This is a genomic window from Deinococcus aquaedulcis, assembly GCF_019693445.1.
GTDB classification, from domain to species: Bacteria; Deinococcota; Deinococci; order Deinococcales; family Deinococcaceae; genus Deinococcus; species Deinococcus aquaedulcis.
Genome location: NZ_JAHRBL010000001.1, coordinates 368,224 through 380,666 on the forward strand (window position 1 = coordinate 368,224; position 12,443 = coordinate 380,666).

Genomic DNA, 12,443 nt, shown 5'->3' on the forward strand with positions numbered 1-12,443 from the left:
AACAAGGAACGGGGTCGCCGGTCTTCGTGCCTGGCCCCCGTGTCACGCTTGGCTCGGCGGCGCCCTTTCACCCGTATGAACAGCGCAGCGGCGGCCCACTTCATGGTGGGCCGCCGCTGCGCTGTTTCGCCTCAGTTCAGGGTCTTGACGTAGCTGAACAGGTTGGCAATATCCGAATCAGTCAGCTGGTCCTCGCTAAAGCGGGGCATGGCGGCCGAGAGCACGCGCTCGGGGGTCTTGCCTTCCCGGAGGGTCGCTGTGAACTGCTCCAGGTTCCAGTCCTTCACCTTGGCCAGCGAGGGCCCCACGCCGCCCTGACCCTGCGGGCCGTGGCAGCCCGCGCAGCCCTTGCTGGCGTACAGGTCGGCGCCGGCGGTGTTGTCGCCCTGCGGCTCGGCGGCAGCGGCGCGGGTGGCAGGCGGCTCGCCGGTCTGGGCGGCTTCTTCCTGGGCGGGCGAGTTTTCGGCTGTGCCCTCGGTGCTGGCGGCGGGGTCGTCGCCGGTGCGCAGATCGCTGCTTTCTATCACCGCGCCGTTCTCGCCGGTCTGGGTACCGCCGTCGTTGTCGTCACGCACGTTGCCCAGCGCGCCGCTGGCGCCCGCCGGGCCCGTGGCCGCTTCCTGGGGGCTGGGCATTTCCTCGCTGCCCCGCGTGCCGATGTCCTGGCCTTCGCCCCCCTCGCTCTTGGCCTCGGTGCCGCCCTCGCTGTGACCGCCCTCGCTATGGCTGCCCTCCTTGTCGCCCCCCTCGCTGTGGCCTTCGGCGTGGTGGGGGGTGGTCGCAATGCGGTAGCCCGCAATAGAGCCGCCCAGCGTCAGGGCCAGCAGCAGCGTCATGGTGACGGCGAACGTGTTCTTCATGCCCCCGAGCCTACCACACGGTCAGGGGGCGTTTGCCCGTGCCAGTGCGCATTTCGTTGTCTTTTTGCCCATCTGCACCGGTGGGGACTGGGGCAGCCCTGTTCCGGCAGGCAGGCGCGTCCCAGAGCCCCTAGACTCGGCCTATGCGCCTTGCCAGCCTCACGTGCAGCAACACCGACATTCTGCAGGCCCTGGACGCCACCGGGCTGCTGGTGGCCGTGGACAGCCACAGCGACGCCCCCGGCATTGCCCACGCCACGCGCCTGGGCCCCGACCTGAACATTGACGTGCCCGCGCTGGTCGCCGCGCGCCCGGATCTGGTGCTGGCCAGCCTGAGTGTGCCGGGCATGGAGCGCGTGGTGGCCGAGGTGGAGGCGGCGGGCCTGAACATGGCCGTGCTGGACCCCACCACCCTGGACCAGACCCTGGAGAGCATCCGGCAGGTGGGGGCTCTCATTGGCCGCGCGGCGCAGGGCGAGGCCCTGGCCCAGGCCCTGGATGCCGAACTGACGGGCTTGCACCGCGCCACCGAATGCCCAGTGCGCGTGGTGGTGGAGTGGTGGCCCCGGCCCATCATCGCTGCCACCCGCGAGTCGTGGGTGACGGCGCTGCTGGCCCGGCTGGGTGCCGTGAACGCCCTGGGTGACCTGGACGGCCGCAGCCGCCCCCTGACGCTGGAGCAGGTGCGGGAGGCCCGCCCCGACCTGATCGTGTGTTCGTGGTGCGGCGTGAAAAAGCTGCGCCCCGAGGTGATCGAGGCGCGCGGCCTGGGCGCGGCGGTGGTGGCGATTCCCGAAAGTGGCCTGGGCCGCCCGGGGCCCCGCTTGATTGAGGGGGCGCGGCAGCTGCGCGCGGCGATGGATGGGCTGGGTGTGGGGGGTGGGACGTAGGACAAGAGAGGGTGCGGGTGGCGGGCGGCGGGGCGCGGGGAGGAGGTGCGACGGAACTTCAGGTGAGCCGATGGCACGGCAGGAAGCGAGCCCGGGAAAATCCGGGGCTGGGGCGATGGAGAAGCGTCCCTGCGCTCGTCGTGGTCAGCGGTGGAAGAGGAGGAAGCCTGAATCAGCAATGGTTCCGAATCGTGTTCAGGGGAGGCGAGCAGCCCATAAGGGAAACGTCGTGTAGGCTGCTGAGCCCACTCACCCCCCACCAGCGGCTCACCTGAAGTCCCGCCTTACCTCTTCCCCGCACCCCGCCGCCCGCCACCCGCGCCCCCTCTTTTTCCACGCCCTACACCCCCCTGTCTAGCACCGCCCGCAGCCCCGCCAGACAGTCGGTGCGGTACTGGGCGAGGTCTGGCGCCGGGTCGGCCAGAAAGCGCACGCTGAGGCCTTCCACGATGGCGCGCAGCAAGCGGGCGCGGGCTTCGGCGCCGTGCTCGCCAGCCAGCCGCGCCAGTTCCAGATCGGCGGCCAGCGATTCGCGCAGGGCGGCGCGCTGCACGGCCATCAGTTCGGGGTCGCGGGTGGCGGCGGCCAGAAAGTCCAGCGACACGGTGTAGAAACGCCGGGTGTTCTCGATGCCGTAAAACTGGTTGTCCACGTAGGCGCGCAGCTTGGCTTCCGGGGTCTGGGCCTGGCGCACGGCGCGGCGGGTGGCCACGGCAATGGTGCGCGAAAAGCGGCGCATGACGGCCGCCAGCAGCCCCGCGCGGCTGCCGAAGTGGTACACCAGCGTGCCCCGGCTGACCCCGGCGTGCGCGGCGATGTCCGCCAGCGTCACCCCGGCGTAACCGCGCTCGTAGATCGCCAGATACGCCGCGCGTTCCAGGGCGGCGCGGCGCAGGCGGTCCTGAATGGGGTTGACCTTTCGCGCCATAGGGGTTCAGCATCCCGGCTGCCGGGGGGGCGCGTCAACTGCGTGCCCGGCCCGCCGTCACCGGTGCCCCAGCGCCAGCAGGCCCACCACCGCCGTGACCAGCAGCGCCGCCAGCCCCATGCCCAGCGAGGCCGCTGCGCCCGTCTGCTCGCCTTCCTCACGCGCGCGCGCGGTGCCAATGCCGTGGGCCACCGCGCCAATGGCCAGCCCACGCGCCAGCGGATGGCGCACGCCCAGCCGGGTCAGCACCGGGGGCAGCAGCAGCGCGCCCAGCAGCCCGGACAGCACGGCCAGTGTGGCCGCCAGCGCGGGCGGCGCGTGCGTGAAGGGGGCCAGTTGCAGCGCCACCGGACTGGTGGCTGGAGCGGTTTGCAGGGCGCGGGCGGCTTCGGGGGAGAGGTGCAGGGCCCGCGCCAGCAGGGCGTTGACGGCCAGCGCCACTCCGGTGCCTGCGGCCCCGCCCAGCACCAGCGCCCGCCACTGCCGGGCCAGCAGCGCCCGGTGCCGGTACAGGGGAACGGCCAGCGCCACCACCGCTGGGGCCAGCAGACTGGTGAGGGGGCGGGCAGCCTCTGCATAGGTGCTGTACGGGGTGCCGGACAGCAGCAGCGCCCCGGCCACGGCCAGGGTGGCGATCAGGGTGGGATTGGCCAGCGGCGTCCGCGTGCGCGCCTGCGCCCACACGCCCAGGGCAAAGGCCAATAGGGTCAGGGTCAGCCACACCACCGCGTTACGCCCCGGGGCGCAGCAGCCGCCCGGCCAGCAGGCCGGCCGCGCCCGCGCCCAGCAGCAGCGCCGCTGTCAGGGTCAGCAGCCACAGGCCCCAGGCGGCCCCGGCACTCAGAAACTGCACGGCGCCGGCGGTGGCGGGCACAAACAGCAGGCCCAGCACCCCCAGCAGGCCATCGGCGGCGGGCTCGATCCAGGCCAGCTTCACCACGCCCAGGCCCAGGGCGGCCCACAGCAGCGCCAGCCCCACCACAGCGCCCGGCAGCGGCAGTCGCAGCGCGCCCACCAGGGCTTCGCCGGCCGCCGCAAAGCCCAGCAGCACGCCCAGGCCCAGCACAAAACGCACGGCGGGCGGCAGGGGCGGGGTAATCATCTCAGGCGCTGGCCTGCCCGCTCAGGCGCGCGAGCATGCCCCGCACCACCTGTTTGGCGTGGCGGGCCACCTGGGGCATGAATTCGCGGTAATCCACCTCGGCGCTCTGGTCGGCGGTGTCGCTGACTGAACGGATCACCACGAACGGCACCTCGGCCTTGGCGCATACCTGGGCCACGGCGGCGCCTTCCATCTCGGCGCAGGCGGCGCCAAAGGCGGTCCACAGGCGCTGCACGTCCTCGCGCGCGGCGATGAACTGGTCGCCGCTGGCCACGCGGCCTTCCATCACCTGCACGCCCGGCACCTCGGCGGCGGCTTCCAGGGCCACCGCGCGCAGAATGGGGTCGGCGGCCCAGCTGGCGCTCTCGCCCGGCACCGTGCCCAGCGGGTAATTCAGGGCTGTCACGTCCACGTCGTGCTGCACGCAGTCGGTGCTCACCACGATGTCGCCCACGCGCAACTCCGGGTGCAGCGCGCCCGCCACCCCGGTAAAGATCACCCGGGTGGCGCCCTGCCCCAGCAGGTACGTGGTGGTCATGGCCGCATTCACCTTGCCGATCCCCCCACGCGTGAGCAGCACCGGTACACCCTCCAGCGCGCCCCGGTGCAGGGTCACGCCCGGAAAGGTCAGGTCCTCACGGGCTTGCAGCTCCGCAAGCAAGACCTCGATTTCTTCGTCCATTGCGCCAATGATCGCCAGCATGGCGCCCAGCATAGCGGGGGGCAGCGGGTGAGCGCCGGGGGCGGGGCTCTCATGCGCCGGGGCGTATGCTCGGCGCTATGACGGACGCCCGCCGCCCAGAGGCCCCCAACCCGCGCGACACGCTGGACACGGCGGCCCTGCGCCACCCCGATTCCTTCAAGTGGACCCTGTACCCCGAAGACGTGATTCCCCTGTGGATTGCGGATATGGATTACCCGGTGGCCCCACCCATCGTGGCCGCGTTGCAGGCCCGGCTGGCCCACGGCCTGGGCTACGCGCAGCTGCAGGGCGACCCGGCACTGAAAACGGCCCTGAGCACCAAACTGGCGGCGCAGGGCCTGGGTGGGCTGCCGCCCGAGGGCATCACCTTTCTGCCCGGCGTGGTGCCCGGTATCTACGCGGCCGTGCACGCCCTGACCACGCCCGGCGAACTGGTGGTGACCATGACGCCGGTGTACCACCCCTTTCACCTTGCTATTACCGACCAGGGGCGGCGGGTGTCCGGCGTGGCCCTGCGCGACACAGAAGGCGGCTACGAGATCAACTGGGCGGCGCTGGACGCGGCCTCGCGCGGCGCGCGGCTGCTGCTGCTGTGCCACCCCCACAACCCCACCGGCCGCGTGTGGACCGCCGACGAACTGCGCCGCTTGCGCGACCTCGTGCTGGCCCGCGATCTGTTCGTGATGAGCGACGAACTGCACGCCGACCTGCGCTTTACGGATGAACCCTTTGAAGCCTTCGCCGCTGATCCCCGCGTGCAGAGCCGCACGCTGACCCTGACCGGACCGTGCAAGGCGTACAACACCGCCGGCCTGGGCATTGGCGCCATGATCAGCCACAACGCCGGGCTGGTGGGGCGTGTGCGGGCGGCTGCCGGCGGCCTGATGGGCCACGAGAGCGCCCTGAGCGTGACCATGTGGCGCGCGGCCCTGCAGGAGGGCGGCCCCTGGCTGCAGGAGACCCTGGCGTACCTGCGCGGCAACCGCGACCTGCTGCTGGCCTACGTGCGCGACCACTGGCCCTGGGCGCGCGTGCATGCGCCCCAGGCCACCTATCTGGCGTGGCTGGACCTGCGTGCCCATCCTCGCGCCGGAGACATGCAGCAGTTTCTGCTGCAGGAGGCCAAGGTGGCGGTGCATGACGGCCCGGTCTTTGCCCACGAGGCCCACAAGCCGCAGTATCAGGGCTTCATCCGCCTGAACTTTGCCACCAGCCGTGAGCTGCTGGAGGAGGCGCTGGCGCGCATGAACCGGGCATTTGGGGAGGTAAGCGGCTGAAGAAGGTGTGGTCTTACCCTCACCGCGCGTCAGGGACAAAGGAGCCATGCTCAAGGTCATGCGGCGTTTTGTTCTCCCTGGCCTGCTCAGCCTGACTTCTGCCCTCACCGAAGCGCACACTGCCTCCCCGCTTCGTCTGCACCTGCAGCAGCTAGGGCGCGTAGGCAAAGGCCGATGCTGATCGAGCGGCATATCTTGAGGACATGCCAGGCGAGCCATCGGCAGTTTTCTGGATCACCTTTGAATCGCGTTTCGTCATCGGTATTGTCGAAGTTCGAGGTGTGCCCAACAGTGACGCCTCGTTTCTCCGGATGGATGGGTTCGTGCAGATTGAGGACGGATGGAGGCTCACCGAAAAGAAAGGCCTGATGAAACGCTGGGAGGACCGCACAGCGAGCGCCCTGCTCAAGGAATTATGGAAGACCACGACCTTTTATGACGTGACTCGCTGGTGGGCAGGGAATGACGAGGCATATGCAGCAGCAGAGCCTTATTTGAAGAGTCAGATGCGGCGCCTTTCAGTCGAGAGTCAATAAGCGCTCCATCTTGGCCGACATGCCTTAGAACCAGCGCTGACCGGCCAGCCGGTCCTGCTGCAACTGACCGTCTCCCACAGGGGACAGGGCCCTCAGGTGATCGGGGGTCTGCGCCCGGGCCATGTGCCCTGCCCTCTGTTCAAGGTGTATGAAAGGTCAGCGGCCCTCCACTGATCGAGCGGTCTCTCTTGGCCGATTGCGACCCAGGTGAGAACGTGACCTTTACGCCTGGGGAACGGCGCACCTACGCCCTCACCCTGCCCATGCAACTGACGCCCGGCGAGTACACGGCTGTCCTGACCCTGCGCAGCCAACCGCCCCTGTACGCCCAGACCACCGTGAAGGTGGGCCCTGGTCCGTTCGTCACTGATTTGGTGCTGCGCGAGCCTGCCAGGGCCGGGCAGCCGATTGGGCTGGCGGTGGCTTTCCGCAACATCTGGTGCAGCGCGGTCACTGCTGACCTGCGCCTGTGCGGCCAGAGCCTGCTGATTCGGGATGCGGAGGGGAACACGGTTTACGACAACAAGCCCGAAAAGGAGGTCTGTCGGACGGATCTGCGGCCGACCACGGTGCCCTCAGGTGGATTGCGCGTGACGCCTTGGCCGGTGCCGCCTCTAAAGGTCGGCTGGTACACGGCCATTCTGTGGGGCGGCGCGGTCAAGCGTTTTGAAGTCAAGCCCTGAGCCGCAGGCGTGGGGCCATCTCTCAGGCTTCGAAAGTGTCCGGGTTTGTATCGGCGTCAGAGAGACCGAGGGGCGGGCTCTGGCCTATTCGCTGCTGTCCACTGCCTGCGTTAAGACCCGCAGCGCCTCAATCAGGGGGCGTAGCCGCTCGCGGCGCACCTTGAGGGCCGCGCGGTTGACGATCAGGCGGGCGGTGGAGTGAAACAGCACGTCCACCTCTTCGAGGTTGTTGGCGCGCAGGGTGCTGCCGGTCTGCACGAGGTCCACCACCGCGTCTGCCAGGCCCGTAAGGCAGGCCAGCTCAATGTTGCCGCTCAGCTTGACGATCTCGGCGGGGATGCCCTGAGCGTTCAGGTAGGCGCGGGCGGCGCGGGGGTACTTGGTGCCCACCCGGGCAATCTCGCCCGAGGCCCCCACCTCGCGGATCAGAGACAGGCGGCAGCCGGCAAAGTGCAGGTCTACGGGCTCGTATACCGCCCGGCCAGACTCGATCAGCACGTCCTTGCCCACAATGCCGGCGTCGGCCACGCCCAGGTCCACGTAGGTGGGCACGTCCTGATTGCGCAGTTCCAGCACCGTCACGCCTGGGAACTCGTGGCGCAGGGCGCGGGATTTCTCGGGCACTGTAAGGGGCAGCCCCGCGCGGGCCAGCAGCGACACCGCCTCGTCCAGAATGCGCCCCTTGGGCAGGGCCAGGGTCAGGTGGTCAGGGCCGTGGGTGGGGGGCGGGGTCATGCACCCACCGCCGTGAACTCGGCGCCGCTGGGGCCGCTGCCCACCATGCGCTGGATGCCGCGCGCCATGCAGAAAGCCCGCAGCTGCGCTTCGTCGTCGGTCCATGCCAGTTCGGCGTGCAGGCCCTGGGCGCGGGCGGCCTCGGCGGCCGGCAGGTCGCGCGCCAGCACCACCTCGGGCTCCGGGGGCAGCGTGGGGGCCAGGGCGCGCATCAGGCGCTCCAGGCCCAGGGCAAACCCCGCGCCGGGAAGGGGTCCGGCGCCGCCTCCCAGGGCGTAGCGCCCGCCGCCCAGCACCGGCTGGTTCAGGCCGGCGGCGTAGGCGCGGAAGGTCAGCCCGGTGTAGTAGTCGTAGCGGCGGCTGACCCCCAGGTCAAACAGGAGGGGCCCTGCGTACAGGCGGGCCACGGCGCGCAGGTGGGCCACCGCTTCGTGGGCCCGCTCGCCCTGCGCGAGGGCCTGCGCGGCGTCCAGCACCTCGGGGCCGCCGTACAGATCGGTCAGGGCGTGCAGGGTGCGCCGGGTGTCTGTGCCCAGGCCAAAGCGGTCGCACAGCAGGTCCACATCGGCGCCGCTTTTGCGGTCCACCGCGTCGTGCAGCGCGGCGCGGGCGGGGCCGTGCAGGCCGGCGTCTTCCAGCACCGCGTCCACGAAGCCGGGGTAGCCCACTTCCAGCTGCGCGCTGACCCCCACGGCGCCCAGGGCAGCGGCGGCCAGATGCAGCAGTTCGGCGTCGGCGGCGGGGGTCTCCACGCCAATCAATTCCACGCCCAGCTGGTTGAATTCGCGCAGGCGCCCCAGTTCGCTGCTCAGGGCGCGCAGCCACAGCCGGCCGCTGTACTGCAGCCGCAGCGGAAAGGGCCCCTGCGGAAAGCGGGCGCGCACCAGCCGGCCCACGGCCGTGGTGAATTCACTGCGCAGCGCCAGCACCTGCCCGCCCGAATCAATCAGCTTGAAGGCCAGCGCGTCCTGGGGATGGTGGGGCGTTGCGTATTCCAGGGCCGGGACCTCCACGCCCCGGTAGCCCCAGCGGCCAAAACACGCCGACAACTGGGCACGAATCGCCTCGCGCTGGGCCCATTCCGGGGGCAGTACGTCGCGCGTGCCCTCGGGAATGGACGCCGACAGGCGCGCGGGGTCAGGAGCAAAAGCGGCACTCACGCCGGGCATTGTAGGGCGGGGGAGGAGAGAGGAGATGGTTGATGGTAGACCGGTGATGGAGGCGGAGCGCGCGCCGGGTCGCCGGGAGAAGAGTTGGGTGGCTCCAGACAGCCTCCGGGAGAGAAGCGCAAGCGCCTTGGGTCCTTCCTTCTCTCTTGGCCTCTCCACCCCCCAGGTGCTCCTCCCTCCACCATCAACCATTCCCCATCCACCCCCTATACTGCCCCCCGTATGCGCCCCATCGCCCTTGCCCTGCTGGGCGCCCTGACCCTGGCCCTGGGGGCCTGCGCCCGCACCACGGATACCTTCAAGCCCCGCATCACCGTCACGGCGGGCGAAGGCGGGTCCGGGCGCAGCCCCAGCTTTCTGATTCAGGGCTATGTGCTTGACGATGTGGGGGTCACGCAGATCACGGTGGACGGCAAGCCCATTCCCATTCAGCCGGGCAGCAACAAGATCGCGCGGTTTCAGTTTCAGGCGGTGCTGAGTACGCCCACGGGGCGCTACACCATTGCGGCGCGCGACAGCGCGGGCAACGAATCCACCCTGGTGCTGCCGGTCAGTGTGGACCCCACCCGCCCGGTGATCAAGGTCACGCGCTTTGAGCGCAGCGGCAACGTGATCCGGGTGTCTGGCGTGGCCACCGACAACGTGCGGGTGGCGCAGGTGTCAGTGGATGGCAACCGCCTGAACATCACCCCGGGGCCGCGCGTGGAGTTCTACGCCGAAACCACCGGCATCTGGGCCGACGTTCTGGTCACCGACACAGCCGGTAACCGCACGGCCCTACGCGCGCGCTGAGCCAGACGGCCCACGCCAGGATGGGAGGCACGGACGGATTAGCTTGACACGCCCGGACCGGGGCCTGCTGACCCCTGTTCTTCGCCCAAATAGAGCTGCTGGGGCCCTTTCTTCCCGGGAACAGCCTGCTGATCGCGGCGGGCTTGCTGGCCGCCGGCGGGAAGCTGAGGCTGGGCGGGGTGATGACGGCGCGTCACTGGGGGCGGGGCAGAGTTGTCATCGGGCGGTGCGTTGAGCCTGCCGCCTTGGCCTGCCCAGACGCCCGGCAGCTGCGCCTGGGTCGCTCCATCCTGCCGAGCGTGGTGCCACTGACCCTGAACCTGCCCGTGGCCCGGTGCACCCCGCCAAGCGCGTCTTGAAGCACCTTCGCCCGCCGCAGGCTGCCCTAGCCTGCGCCCCAGATGCCCCGCCCGCCCCAGCCCTTTGCTGTCCCCGACCAGCTGCCCGAGGTCACGCGCCGGCTGCTGGCCGAATACCTGCCCGGCGCCGCGCCGGGACCCCGTACCCGCCCCGGTGCGCTGTTAAACGAGTTGATCCGCACCATCCTGGGGCAGCAGAACACCCGCGACGCCGCTGACCGGCAGTTCCGCGCCCTGAAAGCCGCCTACCCGCGCTGGGAAGCCGCGCTGCTGGACGGCCCAGATGGCCTGGAGGCCACCCTGAAGGCAGCGGGCGGCGGCCTGCACCGGGCCAAGGCGGCACACCTGTATGGCCTGTTGAGCGCCCTGGCCGAACAGGCTGGCGACGAGGACCACCCCCTGGGCTTGGAGGGGCTGGCCGAACTGGACGACGAGGGCGCCCGCGCCGCGCTGGAGGGATTGCCCGGCGTGGGGCGCCACACGGCCAACTTGATGCTCCTCTTCGACCTGCACCGCGCCGCCATGCCCGTCGAAGGTCACCTGGACCGGCTGGCCCGGCGCCTGGGCTGGGTGCCGGACGGCTGGACCCCCGCCCGGGTCGCGCGCTGGTACGACGCCGTGACCCCGCGCACCCATGAGGCCCGCTGGGCGCTGCATGTGGCGGGCGTGCGCCACGGCCGCACCACCTGCACCCCGCGCCACCCGCGCTGCGGCCACTGCGTGCTGGCCGACCTGTGTCCCTCGGCCGCTATCCTCGGGCCATGACCGTACCTTCTTCTCAACCCCTGGCCCGCGAACAGGCGGTGGCCGAAGGGCTGGCGCGCGAGGCCGGGGCCCTGCTGCGCACGCACCTGCGCGCCGGCTTCACAGTGGAGCACAAGACCAGTCCCGACGACCCCGTGACTGCCGCCGACCGAGACGCTTCGGTGCTGATTCTGCGCGGGCTGGCACAGTCGTTTCCGGGCGACGGCCTGCTGTCCGAAGAAGAGGCCGACAGCCCGGCCCGACTGAACCATGAGCGGGTCTGGATTGTGGACCCCATTGACGGCACCCGGGAATTTGCGTCTGGCAGCCCCGATTTCTGCGTCAGTATTGGTCTGACCGTGAACGGCGAACCCGTGCTGGGTGTGGTGTACGCCCCGGCCACCGATGAACTGTTCAGCGGGGTGGTGGGCGAGGGCGTGACCCTGAACGGGGAAGTCGTGCCTCCGCCTGCCCCGGGCCCAGACTGGCGGGTGGCCGTCTCTGACAGTGAATATGGCCGCGAACTGCACGCCGTGCCGCTGCCCGGCATGGCGCCCAGCGGCAGCATTGCTCTGAAGCTGGCCCGTATCGCGGCGGCGCAGGCCGACGCCACCTTTTCCATGTCGCCGCGCAGCGAGTGGGATCTGGCGGCCGGGCACGCCCTGCTGCGCGCCGCTGGGGGCGAGCTGCGCCGCCGCGACGGCCGCCCCATTCCCTACAACCAGCCGCGCCCGCACATTGAACAGGGCCTGATCGCCGGGCACCCGGCGGCGCTGTCGTGGCTGGACGCCGCCCTGGCCGAACACCGCGTGCCCCTGGCCCACCTGGGCCTGACCCCGGCCGACCCCGCGTGGGCGGTGCTGCCGCCCGAAGATCAGGCGGCGCTCTCAGCGCACCCGGGCGTGAGCGTGCGCCACGCGGGCGGGCGGCCCCTGGCCCTGCTGGTGGTGGACCCCCAGACCCGGCAGGTGCAGCGCGCCGAGGGCGACGCCTTTCATCTGGAGCGCCTGACCCGTGACGTGACCCGGGCGCTGGGGCCCCTGCAGGCCAGCAGGGCTGGCGCCGGCGCAGGTGACGCTGGGGCATGATCCAGCCGCCTCCCCAACGCATTCGCGTGACTTTGAAGCCAGTGCTGGACTTCACGGCGGCCGAGTGGCGCACCCTGCACGCCTTTTTTCGCAGCCGGGAGCTGGCCGACTGGAATGACGCCCGCCCCATCCGCATGCCGGGCTGGCTGTTTCGCCGCGTGATGCAGGAAGAGGAGCGCACCGGCGAGCGCGCGGGGTTTGGCGTGCTGGACGAGCGCGGCCAGCTCATCGGCAGCGCCGAGCTGTACGACCTGCGCCCGCCGCCCCCCCTGACCCCCACGGCCGCGACCCTGGGCGTGATGATCGGCCTGCCCGAACTGTGGGGCCAGGGCTACGGCCGCGCGGCGGTGGGCGCGCTACTGACCTGGGCCTTTCAGGAACGCGACGCGCCCCTGAGCCGCGTGCGCCTGACCACCTTTGCCCATAACCGCCGCGCGCAGCGGGCCTTTGCGGCCTGCGGCTTTCGTGAAGTGGGCCGCACGGCCCGCGCCGGCCGCACCGACGTGCATATGGAACTCACGCGCGCCCAGTGGCTGGCCGCCCAGGAGGCCGGCGCCCAAAACGCGGCAGAATAGAC

15 protein-coding genes are annotated in these 12,443 nt (G+C 70.8%); 8 read left to right on the forward strand and 7 right to left on the reverse strand.

All coding sequences use genetic code 11. The features are described from left to right. Window positions 1–131: 131 nt before the first annotated feature. Entirely contained in the window at window positions 132–860 is a 729-nt protein-coding gene (locus KMW22_RS01715) for a c-type cytochrome (protein WP_221088267.1), read from the reverse strand. Between the two features lie 143 nt (window positions 861–1,003). Between KMW22_RS01715 and KMW22_RS01720 the strand changes: the two genes are divergently transcribed. Continuing rightward, the gene (locus KMW22_RS01720) at window positions 1,004–1,750 is read left to right on the forward strand and encodes a helical backbone metal receptor (protein WP_221088268.1); all 747 of its coding nucleotides are present in this window, start codon (window positions 1,004–1,006) and stop codon (window positions 1,748–1,750) included. Window positions 1,751–2,090: 340 nt separating this feature from the next. Here KMW22_RS01720 and KMW22_RS01725 read toward each other — a convergent pair whose 3' ends face one another. The 4 genes from KMW22_RS01725 to KMW22_RS01740 are packed head-to-tail and all read right to left on the reverse strand — an operon-like array spanning window position 2,091 to window position 4,483. Next, window positions 2,091–2,678 (reverse strand): TetR/AcrR family transcriptional regulator, encoded by a 588-nt coding sequence (locus tag KMW22_RS01725; protein ID WP_221088269.1) that lies wholly within the window; start codon window positions 2,676–2,678, stop codon window positions 2,091–2,093. A 57-nt stretch (window positions 2,679–2,735) separates the two neighbouring features. Further along, window positions 2,736–3,404 (reverse strand): LrgB family protein, encoded by a 669-nt coding sequence (locus KMW22_RS01730; RefSeq protein WP_221088270.1) that lies wholly within the window; start codon window positions 3,402–3,404, stop codon window positions 2,736–2,738. 4 nt (window positions 3,405–3,408) lie between these two features. Continuing rightward, a complete protein-coding gene (locus KMW22_RS01735; RefSeq protein WP_221088271.1) occupies window positions 3,409–3,780 on the reverse strand; it encodes a CidA/LrgA family protein in 372 nt (123 codons plus the stop codon). 1 nt (window position 3,781) lies between these two features. Next, complete coding sequence (locus KMW22_RS01740) at window positions 3,782–4,483, reverse strand: 5'-methylthioadenosine/adenosylhomocysteine nucleosidase (protein WP_221088272.1); 702 nt, start codon at window positions 4,481–4,483, stop codon at window positions 3,782–3,784. A gap of 77 nt (window positions 4,484–4,560) precedes the next feature. Between KMW22_RS01740 and KMW22_RS01745 the strand changes: the two genes are divergently transcribed. The 3 genes from KMW22_RS01745 (at window position 4,561) to KMW22_RS01755 (ending at window position 6,979) form a co-directional block, all read left to right on the forward strand. Next, entirely contained in the window at window positions 4,561–5,760 is a 1,200-nt protein-coding gene (locus KMW22_RS01745) for a MalY/PatB family protein (protein ID WP_221088273.1), read from the forward strand. Window positions 5,761–5,963: 203 nt separating this feature from the next. After that, window positions 5,964–6,296, forward strand: a complete 333-nt coding sequence (locus KMW22_RS01750; protein WP_221088274.1) for a hypothetical protein — start codon at window positions 5,964–5,966, stop codon at window positions 6,294–6,296. A 215-nt stretch (window positions 6,297–6,511) separates the two neighbouring features. Next, entirely contained in the window at window positions 6,512–6,979 is a 468-nt protein-coding gene (locus KMW22_RS01755) for a hypothetical protein (RefSeq protein WP_221088275.1), read from the forward strand. An 84-nt stretch (window positions 6,980–7,063) separates the two neighbouring features. Here KMW22_RS01755 and hisG read toward each other — a convergent pair whose 3' ends face one another. Together hisG and hisZ are read right to left on the reverse strand one after the other, a co-directional pair. Then, entirely contained in the window at window positions 7,064–7,714 is a 651-nt protein-coding gene (gene hisG / locus KMW22_RS01760; RefSeq protein WP_221088276.1) for an ATP phosphoribosyltransferase, read from the reverse strand. After that, window positions 7,711–8,883 (reverse strand): ATP phosphoribosyltransferase regulatory subunit, encoded by a 1,173-nt coding sequence (gene hisZ / locus KMW22_RS01765; protein WP_221088277.1) that lies wholly within the window; start codon window positions 8,881–8,883, stop codon window positions 7,711–7,713. Before hisZ ends, hisG begins: the two co-directional genes overlap by 4 nt. A 222-nt stretch (window positions 8,884–9,105) precedes the next feature. Here hisZ and KMW22_RS01770 point away from each other — a divergent pair, with 222 nt between their 5' ends. From KMW22_RS01770 to KMW22_RS01785, 4 genes are all read left to right on the forward strand, one after another. After that, the gene (locus KMW22_RS01770) at window positions 9,106–9,675 is read left to right on the forward strand and encodes a hypothetical protein (protein ID WP_221088278.1); all 570 of its coding nucleotides are present in this window, start codon (window positions 9,106–9,108) and stop codon (window positions 9,673–9,675) included. Window positions 9,676–10,076: 401 nt separating this feature from the next. Continuing rightward, entirely contained in the window at window positions 10,077–10,799 is a 723-nt protein-coding gene (locus tag KMW22_RS01775) for an endonuclease III domain-containing protein (protein ID WP_221088279.1), read from the forward strand. Further along, the gene (locus KMW22_RS01780) at window positions 10,796–11,866 is read left to right on the forward strand and encodes a 3'(2'),5'-bisphosphate nucleotidase CysQ (protein WP_221088280.1); all 1,071 of its coding nucleotides are present in this window, start codon (window positions 10,796–10,798) and stop codon (window positions 11,864–11,866) included. Before KMW22_RS01775 ends, KMW22_RS01780 begins: the two co-directional genes overlap by 4 nt. Then, window positions 11,863–12,441 (forward strand): GNAT family N-acetyltransferase, encoded by a 579-nt coding sequence (locus tag KMW22_RS01785; protein ID WP_221088281.1) that lies wholly within the window; start codon window positions 11,863–11,865, stop codon window positions 12,439–12,441. Before KMW22_RS01780 ends, KMW22_RS01785 begins: the two co-directional genes overlap by 4 nt. Window positions 12,442–12,443: the final 2 nt, after the last annotated feature.

Coding starts and splice junctions, on each gene's coding strand:
- KMW22_RS01715 (WP_221088267.1), bottom strand. CDS start 860: ATGAAGAACACGTTCGCCGTCACCATGACGCTGCTGCTGGCCCTGACG.
- KMW22_RS01720 (WP_221088268.1), top strand. CDS start 1,004: ATGCGCCTTGCCAGCCTCACGTGCAGCAACACCGACATTCTGCAGGCC.
- KMW22_RS01725 (WP_221088269.1), bottom strand. CDS start 2,678: ATGGCGCGAAAGGTCAACCCCATTCAGGACCGCCTGCGCCGCGCCGCC.
- KMW22_RS01735 (WP_221088271.1), bottom strand. CDS start 3,780: ATGATTACCCCGCCCCTGCCGCCCGCCGTGCGTTTTGTGCTGGGCCTG.
- KMW22_RS01740 (WP_221088272.1), bottom strand. CDS start 4,483: ATGCTGGCGATCATTGGCGCAATGGACGAAGAAATCGAGGTCTTGCTT.
- KMW22_RS01745 (WP_221088273.1), top strand. CDS start 4,561: ATGACGGACGCCCGCCGCCCAGAGGCCCCCAACCCGCGCGACACGCTG.
- KMW22_RS01750 (WP_221088274.1), top strand. CDS start 5,964: ATGCCAGGCGAGCCATCGGCAGTTTTCTGGATCACCTTTGAATCGCGT.
- hisG (WP_221088276.1), bottom strand. CDS start 7,714: ATGACCCCGCCCCCCACCCACGGCCCTGACCACCTGACCCTGGCCCTG.
- hisZ (WP_221088277.1), bottom strand. CDS start 8,883: ATGCCCGGCGTGAGTGCCGCTTTTGCTCCTGACCCCGCGCGCCTGTCG.
- KMW22_RS01770 (WP_221088278.1), top strand. CDS start 9,106: ATGCGCCCCATCGCCCTTGCCCTGCTGGGCGCCCTGACCCTGGCCCTG.
- KMW22_RS01775 (WP_221088279.1), top strand. CDS start 10,077: ATGCCCCGCCCGCCCCAGCCCTTTGCTGTCCCCGACCAGCTGCCCGAG.
- KMW22_RS01780 (WP_221088280.1), top strand. CDS start 10,796: ATGACCGTACCTTCTTCTCAACCCCTGGCCCGCGAACAGGCGGTGGCC.
- KMW22_RS01785 (WP_221088281.1), top strand. CDS start 11,863: ATGATCCAGCCGCCTCCCCAACGCATTCGCGTGACTTTGAAGCCAGTG.